Origin of the sequence: Pseudomonas sp. 478, assembly GCF_003254125.1 — a bacterium.
Taxonomy (GTDB): Bacteria; Pseudomonadota; Gammaproteobacteria; order Pseudomonadales; family Pseudomonadaceae; genus Aquipseudomonas.
The window spans coordinates 453561-470515 of record NZ_QKZG01000001.1; the positions used below are offsets into that span (position 1 = coordinate 453561).

16 protein-coding genes are annotated in these 16955 nt (G+C 59.1%); 13 read left to right on the top strand and 3 right to left on the bottom strand.

All coding sequences use genetic code 11. The annotated features are described in order from the left end of the window. Window positions 1–6 precede the first annotated feature (6 nt). The 4 genes from ssuD to DFS28_RS02225 are packed head-to-tail and all read left to right on the top strand — an operon-like array spanning window position 7 to window position 2998. Window positions 7–1155 carry an FMNH2-dependent alkanesulfonate monooxygenase gene (gene ssuD, locus DFS28_RS02210; protein ID WP_008150440.1) on the top strand — a complete coding sequence of 383 codons (1149 nt, stop codon included), beginning with the start codon at window positions 7–9 and terminating at the stop codon, window positions 1153–1155. Window positions 1156–1163: 8 nt separating this feature from the next. Beyond that, window positions 1164–1946 carry an aliphatic sulfonate ABC transporter permease SsuC gene (ssuC, locus tag DFS28_RS02215; protein WP_111448379.1) on the top strand — a complete coding sequence of 261 codons (783 nt, stop codon included), beginning with the start codon at window positions 1164–1166 and terminating at the stop codon, window positions 1944–1946. Beyond that, window positions 1943–2749, top strand: coding sequence for an aliphatic sulfonates ABC transporter ATP-binding protein (gene ssuB, locus DFS28_RS02220; RefSeq protein ID WP_111448380.1), 807 nt, complete (start codon window positions 1943–1945; stop codon window positions 2747–2749). The genes ssuC and ssuB overlap by 4 nt, the downstream gene beginning before the upstream one ends. A 33-nt stretch (window positions 2750–2782) precedes the next feature. Further along, window positions 2783–2998: a molybdopterin-binding protein gene (locus DFS28_RS02225; protein ID WP_003229256.1), complete on the top strand. Its 216-nt coding sequence runs from the start codon at window positions 2783–2785 to the stop codon at window positions 2996–2998. Window positions 2999–3183: 185 nt separating this feature from the next. On the opposite strand, the gene DFS28_RS02230 is transcribed toward DFS28_RS02225, so the two are convergent. Continuing rightward, window positions 3184–3822: a TetR/AcrR family transcriptional regulator gene (locus DFS28_RS02230; protein WP_111448381.1), complete on the bottom strand. Its 639-nt coding sequence runs from the start codon at window positions 3820–3822 to the stop codon at window positions 3184–3186. 243 nt (window positions 3823–4065) lie between these two features. Beyond that, entirely contained in the window at window positions 4066–5442 is a 1377-nt protein-coding gene (locus DFS28_RS02235) for a glutamine synthetase family protein (protein WP_008150449.1), read from the bottom strand. A gap of 278 nt (window positions 5443–5720) precedes the next feature. Between DFS28_RS02235 and DFS28_RS02240 the strand changes: the two genes are divergently transcribed. From DFS28_RS02240 to DFS28_RS02275, 8 genes are all read left to right on the top strand, one after another. Then, window positions 5721–6497, top strand: a complete 777-nt coding sequence (locus DFS28_RS02240; RefSeq protein ID WP_111448382.1) for a gamma-glutamyl-gamma-aminobutyrate hydrolase family protein — start codon at window positions 5721–5723, stop codon at window positions 6495–6497. A 37-nt stretch (window positions 6498–6534) separates the two neighbouring features. Continuing rightward, window positions 6535–7893, top strand: coding sequence for a glutamine synthetase family protein (locus DFS28_RS02245; protein ID WP_111448383.1), 1359 nt, complete (start codon window positions 6535–6537; stop codon window positions 7891–7893). 58 nt (window positions 7894–7951) lie between these two features. Then, window positions 7952–9316: an aspartate aminotransferase family protein gene (locus tag DFS28_RS02250; protein WP_111448384.1), complete on the top strand. Its 1365-nt coding sequence runs from the start codon at window positions 7952–7954 to the stop codon at window positions 9314–9316. A 183-nt stretch (window positions 9317–9499) separates the two neighbouring features. Then, window positions 9500–10597: a polyamine ABC transporter substrate-binding protein gene (locus DFS28_RS02255; protein ID WP_111448385.1), complete on the top strand. Its 1098-nt coding sequence runs from the start codon at window positions 9500–9502 to the stop codon at window positions 10595–10597. Window positions 10598–10785: 188 nt separating this feature from the next. After that, window positions 10786–11883, top strand: a complete 1098-nt coding sequence (locus DFS28_RS02260) for a polyamine ABC transporter substrate-binding protein (RefSeq protein WP_111448386.1) — start codon at window positions 10786–10788, stop codon at window positions 11881–11883. 73 nt (window positions 11884–11956) lie between these two features. Beyond that, entirely contained in the window at window positions 11957–13099 is a 1143-nt protein-coding gene (locus DFS28_RS02265) for an ABC transporter ATP-binding protein (protein ID WP_111448387.1), read from the top strand. Window positions 13100–13134: 35 nt separating this feature from the next. Continuing rightward, window positions 13135–14016, top strand: a complete 882-nt coding sequence (locus tag DFS28_RS02270) for an ABC transporter permease subunit (RefSeq protein ID WP_256596767.1) — start codon at window positions 13135–13137, stop codon at window positions 14014–14016. Further along, window positions 14013–14903 carry an ABC transporter permease subunit gene (locus DFS28_RS02275; RefSeq protein ID WP_111448389.1) on the top strand — a complete coding sequence of 297 codons (891 nt, stop codon included), beginning with the start codon at window positions 14013–14015 and terminating at the stop codon, window positions 14901–14903. Before DFS28_RS02270 ends, DFS28_RS02275 begins: the two co-directional genes overlap by 4 nt. Before the next feature lie 143 nt (window positions 14904–15046). On the opposite strand, the gene DFS28_RS02285 is transcribed toward DFS28_RS02275, so the two are convergent. Continuing rightward, window positions 15047–15688 carry an HD domain-containing protein gene (locus tag DFS28_RS02285; protein ID WP_111448390.1) on the bottom strand — a complete coding sequence of 214 codons (642 nt, stop codon included), beginning with the start codon at window positions 15686–15688 and terminating at the stop codon, window positions 15047–15049. 298 nt (window positions 15689–15986) lie between these two features. Between DFS28_RS02285 and DFS28_RS02290 the strand changes: the two genes are divergently transcribed. Next, entirely contained in the window at window positions 15987–16952 is a 966-nt protein-coding gene (locus DFS28_RS02290; protein WP_111448391.1) for a GlxA family transcriptional regulator, read from the top strand. Window positions 16953–16955 lie beyond the last annotated feature (3 nt).

Genomic DNA, 16955 nt, shown 5'->3' on the forward strand with positions numbered 1-16955 from the left:
CACTCCATGAGCCTCAATATCTTCTGGTTCCTGCCTACCCACGGCGACGGCCATTACCTTGGCACCGCCGAAGGGGCTCGCGCCGTCGACCACGGGTATCTGCAACAAGTCGCGCAAGCGGCGGATCGCCTGGGCTTCGGCGGGGTGCTGATTCCTACGGGTCGCTCTTGCGAAGACTCGTGGCTGGTGGCCGCGTCGCTGATCCCGGTGACCCAGCGTTTGAAATTCCTCGTCGCGCTACGCCCCGGGATCATTTCCCCGACGGTGGCCGCGCGTCAGGCTGCGACGCTGGATCGCCTGTCCGGCGGCCGTGCGTTGTTCAATCTGGTAACCGGCGGTGATCCGGAAGAATTGGCCGGCGACGGTTTGTTTCTGACTCACGAAGAGCGCTATCAAGCCTCGGTGGAATTCACCCGTATCTGGCGCCGTGTGCTGGAAGGCGAAACCGTCGATTACGACGGTCAGCACATCAGCGTGAAGGGCGCCAAATTGCTCTATCCGCCGATCCAGCAACCGCGTCCGCCGCTGTACTTCGGCGGTTCTTCGGAAGCGGCGCAAGACCTCGCGGCAGAGCAGGTCGAAATGGTTTTGACCTGGGGCGAACCTCCGGCAGCCGTAGCAGAGAAGATCGAACAAGTACGCGCCAAAGCTGCGAAGCTCGGGCGCACCGTGCGCTTCGGTATTCGTTTGCATGTGATCGTCCGTGAAACCAATGCCGAAGCCTGGCAAGCGGCGGATCGGCTGATCTCTCATCTGGACGACGACACCATCGCTCGCGCCCAGGCTTCTCTGGCACGCTTCGACTCGGTCGGTCAGCAACGCATGGCCGCGCTGCATGGCGGCAGCCGTGACAACCTGGAAGTCAGCCCTAATCTGTGGGCCGGTGTCGGCCTGGTGCGTGGCGGTGCTGGTACAGCATTGGTGGGCGACGGTCCGACCGTGGCCGCTCGCGTGAAGGAATACGCGGACCTGGGCATCGACACGTTCATCTTCTCCGGTTATCCACACCTGGAAGAGTCTTATCGCGTCGCCGAATTGCTGTTCCCGCACCTCGATATCGAGCGTCCGCAATTGCCGAAAAGTGCCGGTTACGTCAGCCCGTTTGGTGAGATGGTCGCCAACGACATCCTCCCCAAAGCCGCGTCGCAGAGCTGAGGCGCGCCATGAGGAAACTTATCCATAACCTCGCGCCCTGGGCGTTGCCGTTGTTGCTGCTGGCGGTGTGGCAGTTGTCGGTGTCGGCGGGCTGGTTGTCGACGCGGATTCTGCCGGCGCCAATCGCGGTCATCGAAGCCGGCGTCAGCCTTGTGCGCAGCGGCGAAATCTGGACGCACCTGGCGATCAGCGGCTGGCGTGCAGCGCTGGGCTTTGTCATCGGCGGCAGCATCGGTCTGACCCTGGGCTTCATCACCGGCCTGTCGAAATGGGGCGAACGCCTGCTCGACAGTTCGATGCAGATGATCCGCAACGTGCCGCACCTGGCGCTGATTCCACTGGTGATCCTGTGGTTCGGCATTGATGAATCGGCGAAGATTTTCCTGGTGGCGTTGGGCACGTTGTTCCCGATCTACCTCAACACGTATCACGGCATCCGCAACGTTGATCCGGCGCTGGTGGAAATGTCCCGCAGTTATGGCTTGTCCGGTTTCAGCCTGTTCCGTCAGGTGATTCTGCCGGGGGCGCTGCCTTCGATTCTGGTCGGCGTGCGGTTCGCACTGGGCTTCATGTGGCTGACGTTGATCGTCGCGGAAACCATTTCCGCCAGCTCCGGCATCGGCTACCTGGCGATGAATGCCCGGGAGTTCTTGCAGACCGACGTGGTGGTACTGGCGATTCTGTTGTACGCCGTGCTCGGCAAACTCGCCGACCTCGCGGCCCGTGGACTTGAACGCGTGTGGTTGCGCTGGCACCCGGCCTATCAGGTTGTTAAAGGAGGTGCGGCATGACCGCTCAACAACCTCCACGCCTGCTGCGCGGGATTCCGCTGGCCGTGCGCAAACTGCAGAAGACGTTTGGTACGCGCCAGGTTTTGCGCGAGATCGATCTGCACATCCCGGCGGGTCAGTTTGTCGCCGTGGTCGGTCGTAGCGGCTGCGGCAAAAGCACCTTGCTGCGCTTGCTCGCCGGTCTCGACAAGCCCACGGGCGGTGAATTGCTCGCAGGTTCTGCGCCGCTGAGTAAGGCGCGGGAAGACACTCGATTGATGTTCCAGGAAGCGCGCTTGCTGCCGTGGAAAAAGGTCATCGACAACGTCGGCCTCGGGCTCAAGGGCAACTGGCGTCCGCATGCGCTGGAAGCGTTGGAATCGGTGGGCCTGGCGGATCGCGCCAATGAATGGCCGGCCGCCTTGTCCGGCGGCCAGAAGCAACGAGTAGCCCTGGCTCGCGCGCTGATCCACCAACCGCGTTTGCTGTTGCTGGACGAGCCGCTGGGCGCGCTGGACGCACTGACCCGAATTGAAATGCAGCAACTGATCGAGCGGCTCTGGCAGAAGCACGGTTTCACCGTGTTGCTGGTCACCCACGATGTCAGTGAAGCGGTGGCGATTGCCGATCGGGTGATCCTGATCGAAGAGGGCGAAGTCGGCCTCGACCTGCACGTTGAACTGCCGCGCCCTCGGGTTCGTGGCTCCCATCGGCTGGCGGCGCTGGAAACTGAAGTCCTCAATCGCGTGCTGGCGTTGCCCGGCGAACCGCCGGCACCGGAACCTGTTTCACCATTGCCCACGCAGTTGCGCTGGGCTCAATAACTCAAGCCTTATCCAATGACAGGAATCAACATCATGACGATCAAAGCCATCAACGTTCGCAACCAGTTCAAAGGCTCCATCAAGGAAATCGTACTCGGCGACGTGCTGTCCGAAATCGACGTACAGACCGCTTCCGGCATCGTCACCTCGGTGATCACCACTCGCTCGGTGAAAGAGCTGGAGCTGGTGGTCGGCAGCGAAGTGATCGCGTTTGTAAAATCCACCGAGGTGTCGATCGCCAAGTTGTAAGCGCGTGCGCAAACAACAACCCCGAACGGTTTAAGCCCTTCGGGGTTTTTTATGCGTGTGAGTCAGTGATATCGGCGGTGCGGCCTTCGCGAGCAAGCCCGCTCCCACATTTGATCTCCAGTGTTCACGGGACCAATGTGGGAGCGGGCTTGCTCGCGAAGGGGCCAGTGACGCCAGCAAAGAAATCAGACTGAAAGAGTGCGCTTCGGTAGATACGGCGGCAAGTACAAGCCCAGATACGCATCAAACACCCGCATCCCTTCCTCAGCCATGCGCGGCGTAATCTGTCCGTGTTGTTGCACCGAGCGCGCATAGACGCGGTCGCCGAGCTCCATGGCCAACGCAAACACATCAACGTCGGTCGGCAGTCTCGGCAGCTCGAAGTGATGATCGAAGAGTTTGTGCATCAAGTCGCCGAGTTCGATGTCGTGCTGACGGTCAGCCTGGGTGACTTCGGTCAGCCCGTGCTGGGCAAGGATCAGTTGGCGGGCGGCGGCGTCTTCGTCATAGATGTCGAGCATGCGCTGTTCCACCAGTCGCGACAGATCGCGCCAGCCGTTGAGGGCTTCGTGGTCGATGGGCGCTTGCAGGCAGGCACGGAACGCAGCATGGACATCGGCCGTCAGGGCTTCGAGCAGCGCCGGGACGCTGGCGAAGAAGTGGTAGACGGAGGAGGGCGGGATCTCCGCGCGTTCGGCGACGCTGTAGATCGACAGGCTGGCCACGCCCTCGGCAGCCAGCAGCGTGCGGGCCGCATCGAGTATCGAGTCGATCCGGGCCTGGCTGCGAGCGCGGGGTTTGCGAAGGGTGGCGGTGCGCGTCATTGAAGTCTCCTGCGGGGCAGCGGGCATTGTACGAGTCGAGTTGTGTGTTGTCTTCTCGGCCGCCTTCGCGAGCAAGCCCGCTCCCACAGTTGATTGATGTGAAACACAGATTTCGCGTACGCAGGAAATCCCTTGTGGGAGCGGGCTTGCTCGCGAAACAGGCGCCTCGGTCCCGCTGAAAAAAAAGCCATAAAAAAACGCCGCAGGCTGTGAGGCCGGCGGCGTTGTTTTTACTGCAACCACTTACACGGTATGCAGGTACCAGTTGTACTCGAGGTCGGAGATGGAGTGTTCGAACTCCTCCAGCTCGCTCTCTTTACACGCGACGAAGATATCGATGTATTTCGGGTCGATGTACTTGGCCATGACTTCGCTGTCGTCCAGCTCACGCAATGCATCGCGCAGGTTGTTCGGCAGGCTTTGCTCGTTCTGCTCGTAGCTGTTGCCTTCAACCGGTGCGCCCGGCTCGATCTTGTTGGTCAGGCCGTGGTGCACGCCTGCCAGGACCGAAGCCATCAGCAGGTACGGGTTGGCATCGGCGCCGGCAACGCGGTGTTCCAGACGGACCGCGTCGGCGGAGCCGGTCGGCACACGCACTGCAACAGTACGGTTGTCCAGACCCCAGCACGGTGCGTTCGGCACGTAGAACTGTGCACCGAAACGACGGTACGAGTTGACGTTCGGGCAGAGGAAAGCCATCTGCGCCGGTAGGGTCTCGAGCACACCGCCGATCGCGTGACGCAGTGCGGCGTTCTGCTCGGGATCCTCACTGGCAAAAATGTTTTTGCCATCTTTATCAAGAATCGAGATGTGGACATGCAGACCGTTGCCCGCCTGGCCCGGGTAAGGCTTGGCCATGAACGTGGTGTCCATTTCATGGTCGTAGGCGATGTTTTTGATCAGGCGTTTCAGCAGGACCGCGTAGTCGCAGGCCTTGATCGGGTCGGCAACGTGGTGCAGGTTCACTTCGAACTGCGCCGGGGCACTTTCCTTGACGATCGCGTCGGCAGGGATGCCTTGCTCTTTCGCACCTTCCAGAATGTCCTGGAGGCAGTCGACGTATTCGTCGAGGTCGTCGATCAGGTAAACCTGGGTCGAATGCGGGCGCTTGCCGGAGATCGGCGAGCGAGGCGGTTGTGGGCGACCGTTCACGTTCTCCTGGTCGATCAGGTAGAACTCCAGTTCGAACGCGGCGCAGATGGTCAGACCCATCTCGTCGAACTTGGCAACAACTTGACGCAGAACTTCACGGGGATCCGCGAAGAAAGGTTCACCTTCAAGTTCGTGCATGGTCATTAACAGTTGCGCGGTAGGGCGCTTCTGCCAAGGCTCATTGCACAGGGTGTCAGGGATTGGATAGCAGATTCGGTCAGCATCGCCGATGTCCAGGCCCAGGCCGGTGCTTTCCACCGTCGAGCCATTGATATCCAGAGCAAATAGAGAGGCCGGCAGGTTGATGCCTTTCTCGTAAACCTTGTGGAGGCTGGTGCGTTCAATGCGCTTGCCGCGCACCACACCATTCATATCCGCAATCAGAAGGTCAACGTACAGAACCTCAGGATGTTCCTTAAGGAACGCGTTCGCTTCGTTAAGCTGAACGGCACGCGGGGGTACCGACATGATGCAACACCTTTGTTGTTAAAAATATCAATCATTGATCTCTTCGGATTCCAGTCAACCCGAACGGCATGCCGAAGTCAAGCGAGGCCTTTTTTGCCCTAAAAAAGCACCCGTGGGGCTTTTTTGAGGCACTTTGGGGCGTTTTTATGCCTTTGAGCGCTTTAGCGCCTGCGGGCTGGAGCGGGCCGTGTTGTATTTTTTACGGGGGTGTTGTGTAAAAAAATGAACAAGGCTAAGCTCGATTCAAACCCATAACACCAATAATACCGGGGTGCTTCATGGCTCGCCTGCCGTTAATCGGCGTCACCGCCTGCTCTAAGCAGATCGGTCTGCATGCTTATCACATCAGTGGCGACAAGTACGTCCGCGCTGTGGCCTCAGCGGCCAAGGGGCTGCCGGTGATTCTTCCGTCCCTGGCCGATTTGCTGGCACCGTCCGATATTCTGGACGGTCTGGATGGCATCCTCTTTACAGGCTCTCCTTCCAATATAGAACCGTTTCACTATAGCGGCCCAGCCAGCGCGCCGGGCACTGCTCATGATTCTGCACGTGATGCCACCACCCTCCCGTTGATCCGCGCCGCCGTCGAGGCCGGTATTCCCGTGCTCGGCATTTGCCGCGGCTTCCAGGAAATGAATGTGGCGTTCGGCGGCAGCCTGCATCAAAAAGTCCACGAAGCCGGTCCATTCATGGATCACCGTGAAGACGATAGCCTACCGCTTGAAGGGCAGTATGCGCCAAGTCACCCGGTGCGCATTCAACCGGGTGGTGTGCTCGCAGGTCTTGGCCTGGCGAGCGAGATACAGGTCAATTCGATTCATGGTCAGGGCGTTGAACGTCTGGCGCCGGGCCTTTGCGTCGAAGCCTTGGCGCCTGACGGGTTGATTGAGGCAGTCTCGGTCCCGCAGGGCAAGGGTTTTGCTTTGGGAGTGCAATGGCATCCCGAATGGCAGGTAAGCTCAAATCCGGATTACCTTGCGATCTTCCAGGCATTTGGCGATGCCTGTCGTAAGCACGCATTACAACGCGACGCCGATGCGTCAAACAACGCCTGACTTATTAGAGTCAGGAAACTCAGCCTAAGAGGCATTTATGAGTAACAACCTCGACCAGCTCACCGATTGGTTGAAAGACCACAAGATCACAGAAGTCGAATGCATGATCGCCGACTTGACCGGGATCACCCGGGGCAAGATTTCGCCGACCAACAAGTTCATTGCCGAAAAAGGCATGCGCCTGCCCGAGAGCGTTCTGTTGCAGACCGTGACCGGCGACTATGTCGAAGACGACATCTATTACGAACTGCTCGACCCGGCCGACATCGACATGATCTGCCGCCCCGACCAGAACGCGGTATTCCTTGTGCCCTGGGCCATCGAGCCTACCGCTCAGGTGATCCACGACACCTACGACAAGCAAGGCAACCCGATCGAGCTGTCACCGCGCAACGTGCTCAAAAAGGTGCTGAAACTCTATTCCGACAAGGGCTGGCAGCCGATCGTGGCGCCAGAAATGGAGTTTTACCTGACCAAGCGCTGCGAAGACCCGGACTTCCCGCTGCAACCGCCGGTTGGCCGTTCCGGTCGCCCGGAAACCGGTCGCCAGTCCTTCTCGATTGAAGCGGCGAACGAATTCGATCCGCTGTTCGAAGACGTCTACGACTGGTGCGAATTGCAGGAACTGGACCTGGACACGCTGATCCACGAGGACGGCACGGCGCAGATGGAAATCAACTTCCGTCACGGCGATGCCCTGTCCCTGGCCGACCAGATCCTGGTGTTCAAGCGCACCATGCGCGAGGCCGCGCTCAAGCACGACGTGGCCGCCACCTTCATGGCCAAGCCCATGACCGGCGAGCCGGGCAGTGCCATGCACTTGCACCAGAGCATCATCGACATCGAGACCGGCAAGAACGTCTTCTCCAATGAAGACGGGACCATGAGCCAGCTGTTCCTGAACCACATCGGTGGTTTGCAGAAACTGATCCCTGAGCTGTTGCCGCTGTTCGCGCCGAACGTCAACTCGTTCCGTCGCTTCCTGCCGGACACCTCGGCACCGGTGAACGTGGAGTGGGGCGAAGAGAACCGTACCGTGGGCTTGCGGGTTCCGGATGCCGGGCCGCAAAACCGTCGGGTGGAAAACCGCCTGCCGGGCGCCGACGCCAACCCGTACCTGGCGATCGCCGCGAGCCTGCTCTGCGGTTACATCGGCATGGTCGAAGGCTTGAACCCGAGTGCGCCGGTGGTGGGCCGTGGCTATGAACGCCGCAACCTGCGCCTGCCACTGACCATCGAAGACGCGCTGGAACGCATGGAACACAGCGCGACTATCGAGAAATACCTGGGCAAGAAATTCATCACTGGCTACGTCGCGGTCAAGCGGGCCGAGCATGAAAACTTCAAGCGCGTGATCAGTTCGTGGGAGCGGGAGTTCCTGCTCTTCGCCGTCTGATGCGCCGGGCGCGGCTGGAAATTGCCGCGCCTTTCACTGAAATCTTAGGAGAATTCGCATGACCAGCAACAACCCGCAAACCCGTGAATGGCAAACCCTGAGCAACGATCACCACCTGGCCCCGTTCAGCGATTTCAAGCAGCTGAAAGAGAAAGGCCCGCGGATCATCACCAACGCCAAGGGCGTTTACCTCTGGGACAGCGAAGGCAACAAGATCCTCGACGGCATGGCCGGTCTGTGGTGCGTAGCCATCGGCTACGGTCGCGATGAACTGGCCGATGCCGCCAGCAAACAAATGCGCCAACTGCCTTACTACAACCTGTTCTTCCAGACAGCTCACCCGCCGGTGCTGGAACTGGCCAAGGCCATCTCCGACATCGCGCCACAAGGCATGAACCACGTGTTCTTCACCGGTTCCGGTTCTGAAGGCAACGACACCATGCTGCGTATGGTTCGCCACTACTGGGCGATCAAGGGCCAGCCGAAGAAGAAAGTCATCATCAGCCGCAAAAACGGCTATCACGGCTCCACCGTGGCCGGCGCGAGCCTGGGTGGCATGACGTACATGCACGAACAAGGCGATTTGCCGATCCCGGGCATCGTCCACATCGCGCAGCCGTACTGGTTCGCTGAAGGCGGCGAGATGACACCGGAAGAGTTCGGTATCTGGGCGGCCAATCAGCTGGAAGAGAAGATTCTGGAAGTCGGCGTGGACAACGTCGGTGCCTTTATTGCCGAGCCGATCCAGGGTGCCGGCGGCGTGATCATTCCGCCTGCCACCTACTGGCCGCGCATCAAGGAAATCCTCGCCAAGTACGACATTCTGTTCGTGGCTGACGAAGTGATCTGTGGTTTTGGCCGTACCGGTGAGTGGTTCGGTAGCGATTTCTACGACCTCAAACCCGACATGATGACCATCGCCAAAGGCCTGACGTCCGGCTACATCCCTATGGGTGGCCTGATCGTGCGCGATGAAGTGGTGGCGGTGCTCAACGAAGGTGGTGATTTCAACCACGGTTTCACCTATTCCGGACACCCGGTGGCTGCTGCGGTGGCACTGGAAAACATCCGCATCCTGCGCGAAGAAAAAATTATCGAGCGCGTTCATGCAGAAACGGCACCCTATTTGCAAAAGCGTCTACGGGAACTGAGCGATCACCCGTTGGTGGGGGAAGTGCGTGGGGTAGGTCTGCTGGGGGCGATCGAGCTGGTGAAGGACAAAGCCACTCGCAAGCGTTACGAAGGCAAGGGCGCCGGCATGATTTGCCGCACGTTCTGCTTCGAAAACGGCCTGATCATGCGCGCCGTCGGCGACACCATGATCATCGCTCCGCCACTGGTGATTACACCGGCTGAAATCGATGAGTTGGTGACCAAGGCACGCAAGTGTCTGGACCTGACCCTGAGTGCATTGCAGGGCTAAGTGCTAGGCTCTGAGCGGGGTGTGAAGTGTGCACTTCGCTCAGCGCAAACAAAGGATGGGTCTTTCCTTGAAAGCCTGCCTTGGAACTTGCCAGACTACCGGTTGTTTCAGATGCCCAGGAAAGGCCGCTGAACACGTGGTTAAAAAGAAAAAATTGGAGCATTACCGATGAAGGCATTAGGTATGAAGATAGCTGGCAAGACCCTTCTCGCCATGTCCCTGATGGGCGTGATGGCGGGTGCAGTTCAGGCCGATGACAAGGTTCTGCACGTGTACAACTGGTCCGATTACATCGCACCGGACACCATCGCGAACTTTGAAAAAGAGTCCGGGATCAAGGTGGTGTACGACGTTTTTGACAGCAACGAAACTCTGGAAGCCAAGTTGCTGGCAGGCAAGTCCGGTTACGACATCGTCGTACCGTCGAACAACTTCCTGGCCAAGCAGATCAAGGCCGGCGTTTACCAGAAGCTGGACAAGTCCAAACTGCCTAACTGGAAGAACCTGAACCCTGAACTGCTCAAAGCGGTATCGGTGAGCGACCCGGGCAACGAACACGCCTTCCCTTACATGTGGGGTTCGATCGGTATCGGCTTCAACGCCGAGAAGGTCAAGGCTGCATTGGGTGCCGATGCTCCAACCAACTCCTGGGACCTGATCTTCAAGCCTGAAAACGCCGCCAAGCTGAAGTCTTGCGGTATCAGCCTGCTGGATTCGCCAACCGAGATGATTCCGGCGGCGCTGCACTACCTGGGCCTGCCAACCGACAGCCAGAAGAAAGAAGACATCGACAAGGCTGAAGCGCTGCTGCTGAAAGTCCGTCCTTCGATCGCTTACTTCCACTCGTCCAAGTACATCTCCGACCTGGCCAACGGCAACATCTGCGTCGCAGTCGGTTATTCGGGTGACGTCTATCAGGCCAAGTCCCGTGCTGCTGAAGCCGGTGACAAGGTGAAAGTCAGCTACAACATTCCGAAAGAAGGTGCGGGCAGCTTCTACGACATGGTCGCCATCCCTAAAGATGCCGAAAACGTCGAAGGCGCCTACAAGTTCATGACCTACCTGCAGAAGCCGGAAGTCATGGCTGCAATCACCAACGCCGTGCGCTTCCCGAACGGTAACGCGGCCGCCACCGCACTGGTCGATAAAGACATCACCAGTGACCCGGGCATCTACCCGTCGCCGGAAGTGCAGGCCAAGCTGTACGCGATTGCCGACTTGCCGGCCGCGACCCAGCGACTGCTGACTCGCAGTTGGACCAAGATCAAATCCGGTAAGTAAGCCGGTTTGAGGCAATCACCTGCTGTCGTCGCCTGCGCGGTGACGGCAGCCGGTGTAATTAAATGACAGAAAGTTTTGCTGGAACGGTTTTTCGAGGGTAAGTTGCGCGCCGGTTTTGTTGCCAGGCAGCCATCGCTGTCATGTAACGCGGGGCAACTTGGGCCCAACTAATTTTAGAGGACCTCCACGTGCCTGTTTTTTCTTTGTTGCGCAATGCCGTGCTGGTCGGCGCCGGACTGACACTGGCTGTCAGCGTCCAGGCCGCGAGTACCGTGCATATTTATAACTGGTCCGACTACATCGGCTCGACCACCCTGGCCGACTTCCAGAAAGAGTCCGGCATCAAACCGGTTTATGACGTTTTCGACTCTAACGAAACCCTGGAAGGCAAGTTGCTGGCCGGGCGCACCGGTTACGACGTGGTCGTGCCGTCCAATCACTTCCTTGGCAAGCAGATCAAGGCCGGCGCCTTCCAGAAGCTCGACAAGTCGAAGCTGAGCAACTATGCCAATCTCGACCCGGTGCTGCTCAAGCGCCTGGAGCAAAACGATCCGGGTAACCAATACGCCGTACCGTACCTTTGGGGCACCAACGGCATTGGTTACAACGTCGACAAGATCAAGGCGGTATTGGGCGTCGACAAGATCGATTCCTGGAGCGCTGTGTTCGAACCGGAAAACATCAAGAAGCTGCAAAGCTGTGGCGTGGCGTTCCTCGACTCCGCCGATGAAATGATGCCCACGGTCCTCAACTACATGGGCCTGAACGCCAACAGCACCAACCCTGAAGACTACAAGAAAGCCGAAGCCAAGTTGCTGGCGGTGCGGCCTTACGTGACGTACTTCCACTCCTCCAAGTACATCGCGGACCTTGCCAACGGCGATATCTGCATCGCGATCGGCTTCTCCGGTGACATGTTTCAAGCCAAGGCTCGGGCGACTGAGGCCGGCAAAGGCATGAACATCGCTTACACCATTCCCAAAGAGGGCGGCGCGCTCTGGTTCGACATGCTGGCGGTCCCCAAGGACGCGGCCAACGTCAAGGAAGCCCACGCCTTCATCAATTACTTGTTGAAACCCGAGGTGATCGCACAAGTCAGCGATTCTGTTGGCTATGCGAACCCCAACCCCGGCTCGGACAAATTGATGGAACAGTCCATCCGTACTGACGAGTCGGTTTATCCACCGCAAGCAGTCCTCGACAAGACCTACGTGTCGGTCGAGTTACCACCAAACATTCAACGTTTGATGACCCGCAGCTGGACCAAGGTCAAGTCGGGTAAATAGCTGCAAGGCTCAAATTATCCAAGGTTGGCTCACCTTGAGCGAACTGCACTCTTTTTTTCTGGGAGTTTCGTAAATGGCAGTTGCCTCCGGCGCCTATAAGAAAGCCCTCGAGGGCGACCAATCACCTAAACAGGTGTTGGTCAAAATCGACCGGGTCACGAAGAAGTTCGACGAGACGATTGCCGTGGACGATGTGTCCCTGGAAATCAAGAAAGGCGAGATTTTCGCCCTGCTCGGCGGTTCGGGATCGGGCAAATCCACGTTGCTGCGCATGCTTGCAGGCTTCGAACGGCCCACGGAGGGGCGCATTTTCCTCGATGGCGTAGACATCACCGACATGCCGCCTTACGAGCGGCCGATCAACATGATGTTCCAGTCCTACGCCTTGTTCCCGCACATGACCGTGGCGCAGAACATCGCATTTGGCCTCAAACAGGACAAAATCCCCGCAGCTGAAGTCGATGCCCGTGTCGCGGACATGCTCAAGCTGGTTCAGATGACGCAATACGCCAAGCGCAAGCCGCATCAGTTGTCCGGTGGCCAGCGTCAGCGTGTGGCCCTGGCGCGTTCCCTGGCCAAGCGGCCGAAGCTGTTGCTGCTCGACGAACCGATGGGTGCTTTGGACAAGAAGCTGCGTTCGCAAATGCAACTTGAGCTGGTCGAGATCATCGAGCGGGTCGGCGTAACCTGCGTCATGGTGACCCACGATCAGGAAGAGGCCATGACCATGGCTGAGCGCATCGCGATCATGCACCTGGGCTGGATCGCCCAGATCGGCAGCCCGATCGACATCTATGAAACCCCGACCAGCCGTCTGGTCTGCGAGTTCATCGGCAACGTCAACATCTTCGACGGTGAAGTGATCGATGACGCGGAAGGCCATGCAATCATTACCTGCAAGGACCTGGACCGGCAGATTTACGTGGGCCACGGCATCAGCACCTCGGTGCAGGACAAATCCGTGACCTACGCGATCCGTCCGGAAAAACTGCTGGTGACGCCGACCATGCCGACCTGCGAATACAACTGGTCCAGCGGCAAGGTGCACGACATCGCCTACCTCGGTGGCCACTCGGTGTTCTACGTCGAACTGCCGAGCGGCAAGATCGTCCAGTCTTTCGTCGCCAACGCCGAGCGCCGCGGTCAGCGCCCGACCTGGGGTGACCAGGTCTACGTGTATTGGGAAGACGACAGCGGCGTGGTACTTCGCTCATGAACATGCGCAAATTCAAACGCCGACTCAATCGAATAATTCCCGGTGGCCGTCAGATGGTCATCGGGGTTCCATTCATTTGGCTGTTCATGTTCTTCATGTTGCCGTTCTTCATTGTTCTGAAGATCAGCTTCGCCGAAGCCGACGTGGCCATTCCGCCGTACACCGAGATCTACAGCTACCTCGACCAAAAGGTGCAGTTGCTGCTTAACCTGAGCAACTACGCGATGCTGGCCGGCGACGAGTTGTACATCGCCGCCTACCTCGGCTCGTTGAAGATGGCGCTGATCAGCACCGTCCTCTGTTTGCTGATCGGCTACCCGATGGCCTACGCCATTGCCAGTGCCCGTAAAGAGCTGCAAACGGTGCTGGTGCTGCTGATCATGATGCCGACCTGGACCGCGATCCTGATCCGCGTTTATGCGTGGATGGGCATCCTCAGCAACAACGGTCTGCTCAATGGTTTCCTGATGAGCATGGGCTGGATCGACGAACCGCTGCAGATCCTCAACACCAACCTCGCGGTGTACATCGGCGTCGTTTATTCGTACCTGCCGTTCATGATCCTGCCGCTCTACGCCAACCTGGTGAAGCACGACAACAGCCTGCTGGAAGCTGCCTCCGACCTGGGTTCGAGTAACTTCAACAGCTTCTGGAAGATCACCATTCCCCTGTCCAAGAACGGCATCGTCGCCGGCTGCATGCTGGTGTTCATTCCGGTGGTGGGCGAGTTCGTGATCCCGGAACTGCTCGGCGGTCCGGAAACCCTGATGATCGGTAAAGTGCTCTGGCAAGAGTTCTTCAACAACCGTGACTGGCCGGTGGCGTCTGCCCTGGCGGTGGTGATGCTGGCGATCCTGATTGTGCCGATCATCCTGTTCAACCGCAGTCAGGCCAAGGAAATGGAGGGTAAAGAATGAAGCGCTTCCGTTTCTCAAGTTTCATGCTGGTGGCGGGTTTGCTGTTCATCTACGCGCCGATGCTGATCCTGGTGATCTACTCGTTCAACGCCTCGAAACTGGTGACGGTGTGGGGCGGCTGGTCGATCAAGTGGTATGTGGGCTTGATGGACAACACCCAACTGATGGGCTCGGTGGTGCGCTCGCTGGAAATCGCCTGCTACACGGCGGTGGCGGCGGTGGTGCTGGGTACGTTGGCGGCGTTTGTGCTGACCCGTATCACCCGCTTCAAGGGTCGCACGCTGTTCGGTGGCCTGGTCACTGCGCCGCTGGTGATGCCTGAAGTGATCACCGGTCTGTCGCTGTTGCTGCTGTTCGTGGCGATGGCGCAGATGATCGGTTGGCCACAGGAACGCGGCATCATCACCATCTGGATCGCCCACACCACGTTCTGTGCGGCGTATGTGGCGGTGGTGGTCTCGGCGCGCTTGCGTGAGCTAGACCTGTCCATCGAAGAGGCGGCCATGGACCTTGGCGCGCGGCCATGGAAGGTGTTCTTCCTGATCACCATCCCGATGATCGCGCCATCGTTGGGGGCCGGCGGCATGATGTCGTTCGCCTTGTCCCTGGATGACCTGGTGTTGGCGAGCTTCGTATCGGGCCCGGGTTCGACGACCCTGCCGATGGAAGTGTTCTCGGCGGTGCGTCTGGGCGTGAAACCCGAGATCAACGCCGTGGCCAGTCTGATTTTGCTGGCGGTGTCGCTGATGACGTTCTTGGTCTGGTTCTTCAGCCGTCGTGCCGAAGAAAGTCGCAAACGTGCGATCCAGCAGGCGATCGAAGAAGGCGCTGCCGATTCCTGGAAACAACCGGACGTGCGTCGCGCACAGGCGCCGGAAGCGGCTTGAGCCTGATGTTGGGTTGACCACAAATCCGTGGCCAACCCCGTTCCAATGTGGGAGCGGGCTTGCTCGCGAAGACGGACTGACATTCAACATCCAAGTTGACTGACACACCGCTTTCGCGAGCAAGCCCGCTCCCACATTTGGTTCTAGGCAACCCAAGGGGATTTGCGGATGATCTCGACGAAGTTCATCGGTTTGAAGCCTGGCTCGCTATCCACCAGCACATCCGCGTTCACGGTGCCAAACGTGGTATCCGGCTTGTGTTTGAAGCCATTGGCAAACGCACACAAGATGCACTCCTTGAACCCTTCGCCACGCGGGTGGGCATGCACCACTGCTTCGCGTTGCGCGCTGGGGAACGCTGCGTAATCGATGCCCAGCACATCCATTTCAACGCCCGCGGTGACCAGCGCCACATTAGGCCGCAGGTGTTGCGGCACGCCCGGTGTAGTGTGCAGAGCAATCGACAACCAGACCTGCTCGATATCATCGTCGGACAAACCGTAAGGCTTGAGGAATGCTTTGGCAGCGTTGGCGCTATCGACTTCGAAGCGCTCGTCGTCAGTGCGATGACCCTCCACCAGACCCAAGTCATGGAACATCGCGCCGACGTACAGCAGTTCTGGGTTGTAGGTCAGTTGCTTGCGTTCGCCGCTCAAGGCACCGAACAGAAACACCCGACGCGAGTGGTGATACAGCAGGTCGGATTCGACGTCGCGAATGTATTCCGTGGTGGCTTTGGCCAACGCGCTGTCGGGGATTTCGATGCCGGCGATGATGCTGCTCATGGTGCTGTCCTCTCGGGGAACGCCGTGGCGGCGCTGATGGAGTCAGTCTGTCCGCGCCCCCCAAACCGGACAATCGATCCATGGCTGCGATCCCGGCCAATGAGCATGCATATCGTGCCAACCTCGCTTGTTGGGCGCGGATTGGCTAAGTTTGGTCTCGGGGAATAAGCTTTTGTGGCGAGGGGATTTATCCCCGTTGGGCTGCGAAGCGGCCCCAAAAAGCCTGGGAGCGCTGCGCACTCCAACGGGGATAAATCCCCTCGCCACAGGTAAGCGTGATTCCTAGAGGCTTTCGAGCATGAGTAAAACCGTTGCCATCGTGGTCTTCGCCGGCGTTCAGTCGCTGGACGTCACCGGTCCCATGGATGTGTTTTGCGAAGCCAATCGTTTCCTCGAACCGCACGATCACTATCGACTGGAGGTGATCGGTGTCGAGCGCGAGATGATGGCGTGTTCCAACGGTTTGTCACTCAATGCCCATCGGCATTTCAGCGAAGCGCTGGAGGCCTATGACTTGCTGCTGGTGGCCGGTGGGCCGCAGTTGCCGTTCATGGATTTTGGTGCGGCATTCGATGCCTGGCTGCGCGATGCCTGCGCGCAGGCACAACGCTTTGGCTCGATCTGCAACGGAGCGTTCATGCTCGCCCGGGCCGGATTGCTGGAAGGGCGAACGGTCACCACCCACTGGGGCGATGCCGCGGCGCTGGCACAGTTGTGCCCGTCGACTCAGGTCGAGGCAGATCGCCTTTATGTGGAGGACGGCGAGCTCTACACCTCGGCGGGTGTCACGGCCGGGATTGATCTGTCGCTGTACTTGCTGGCCAGGGATCACGGGCCGGAAGTCGCATTGAGTGTGGCGAAGCGACTGGTGGTGTTCACTCAGCGCTCCGGCGGGCAGTCACAGTTCAGCCCATTCCTCACGCCACACGCCGAACCCACTTCGGCGGTGGCGTTGGTGCAGCTCTACGTGTTGGCCAACCTGACGGGCGACCTGGCGATTGCCGACCTGGCCAACGCCGCCAACATGAGCGCCCGCAACTTTTCCCGGGTGTTTGCCAAAGAGGCGAAAGTCACCCCGGCGGAATTCGTCGAACGGGCCAGGGTGGATGCGGCGCGGGTGCTGCTTGAAAGCACCCACTCACCGCTGAAGACCGTGGCGTATCAGTGCGGATTTCGCGATGCCCAGCACATGCGCAGTGTGTTCAACCGCAGGCTGGGCGTGACGCCGCAGCAGTTCAGGCTGAACTTTGCGGCGATGGTTTGAGCT

What these genes read in the sequence shown, in the direction of transcription:
- ssuD (WP_008150440.1), top strand. Translation starts at nt 7, where the DNA reads ATGAGCCTCAATATCTTCTGGTTCCTGCCTACCCACGGCGACGGCCAT.
- ssuC (WP_111448379.1), top strand. Translation starts at nt 1,164, where the DNA reads ATGAGGAAACTTATCCATAACCTCGCGCCCTGGGCGTTGCCGTTGTTG.
- ssuB (WP_111448380.1), top strand. Translation starts at nt 1,943, where the DNA reads ATGACCGCTCAACAACCTCCACGCCTGCTGCGCGGGATTCCGCTGGCC.
- DFS28_RS02225 (WP_003229256.1), top strand. Translation starts at nt 2,783, where the DNA reads ATGACGATCAAAGCCATCAACGTTCGCAACCAGTTCAAAGGCTCCATC.
- DFS28_RS02230 (WP_111448381.1), bottom strand. Translation starts at nt 3,822, where the DNA reads ATGACGCGCACCGCCACCCTTCGCAAACCCCGCGCTCGCAGCCAGGCC.
- DFS28_RS02235 (WP_008150449.1), bottom strand. Translation starts at nt 5,442, where the DNA reads ATGTCGGTACCCCCGCGTGCCGTTCAGCTTAACGAAGCGAACGCGTTC.
- DFS28_RS02240 (WP_111448382.1), top strand. Translation starts at nt 5,721, where the DNA reads ATGGCTCGCCTGCCGTTAATCGGCGTCACCGCCTGCTCTAAGCAGATC.
- DFS28_RS02245 (WP_111448383.1), top strand. Translation starts at nt 6,535, where the DNA reads ATGAGTAACAACCTCGACCAGCTCACCGATTGGTTGAAAGACCACAAG.
- DFS28_RS02250 (WP_111448384.1), top strand. Translation starts at nt 7,952, where the DNA reads ATGACCAGCAACAACCCGCAAACCCGTGAATGGCAAACCCTGAGCAAC.
- DFS28_RS02255 (WP_111448385.1), top strand. Translation starts at nt 9,500, where the DNA reads ATGAAGATAGCTGGCAAGACCCTTCTCGCCATGTCCCTGATGGGCGTG.
- DFS28_RS02265 (WP_111448387.1), top strand. Translation starts at nt 11,957, where the DNA reads ATGGCAGTTGCCTCCGGCGCCTATAAGAAAGCCCTCGAGGGCGACCAA.
- DFS28_RS02275 (WP_111448389.1), top strand. Translation starts at nt 14,013, where the DNA reads ATGAAGCGCTTCCGTTTCTCAAGTTTCATGCTGGTGGCGGGTTTGCTG.
- DFS28_RS02285 (WP_111448390.1), bottom strand. Translation starts at nt 15,688, where the DNA reads ATGAGCAGCATCATCGCCGGCATCGAAATCCCCGACAGCGCGTTGGCC.
- DFS28_RS02290 (WP_111448391.1), top strand. Translation starts at nt 15,987, where the DNA reads ATGAGTAAAACCGTTGCCATCGTGGTCTTCGCCGGCGTTCAGTCGCTG.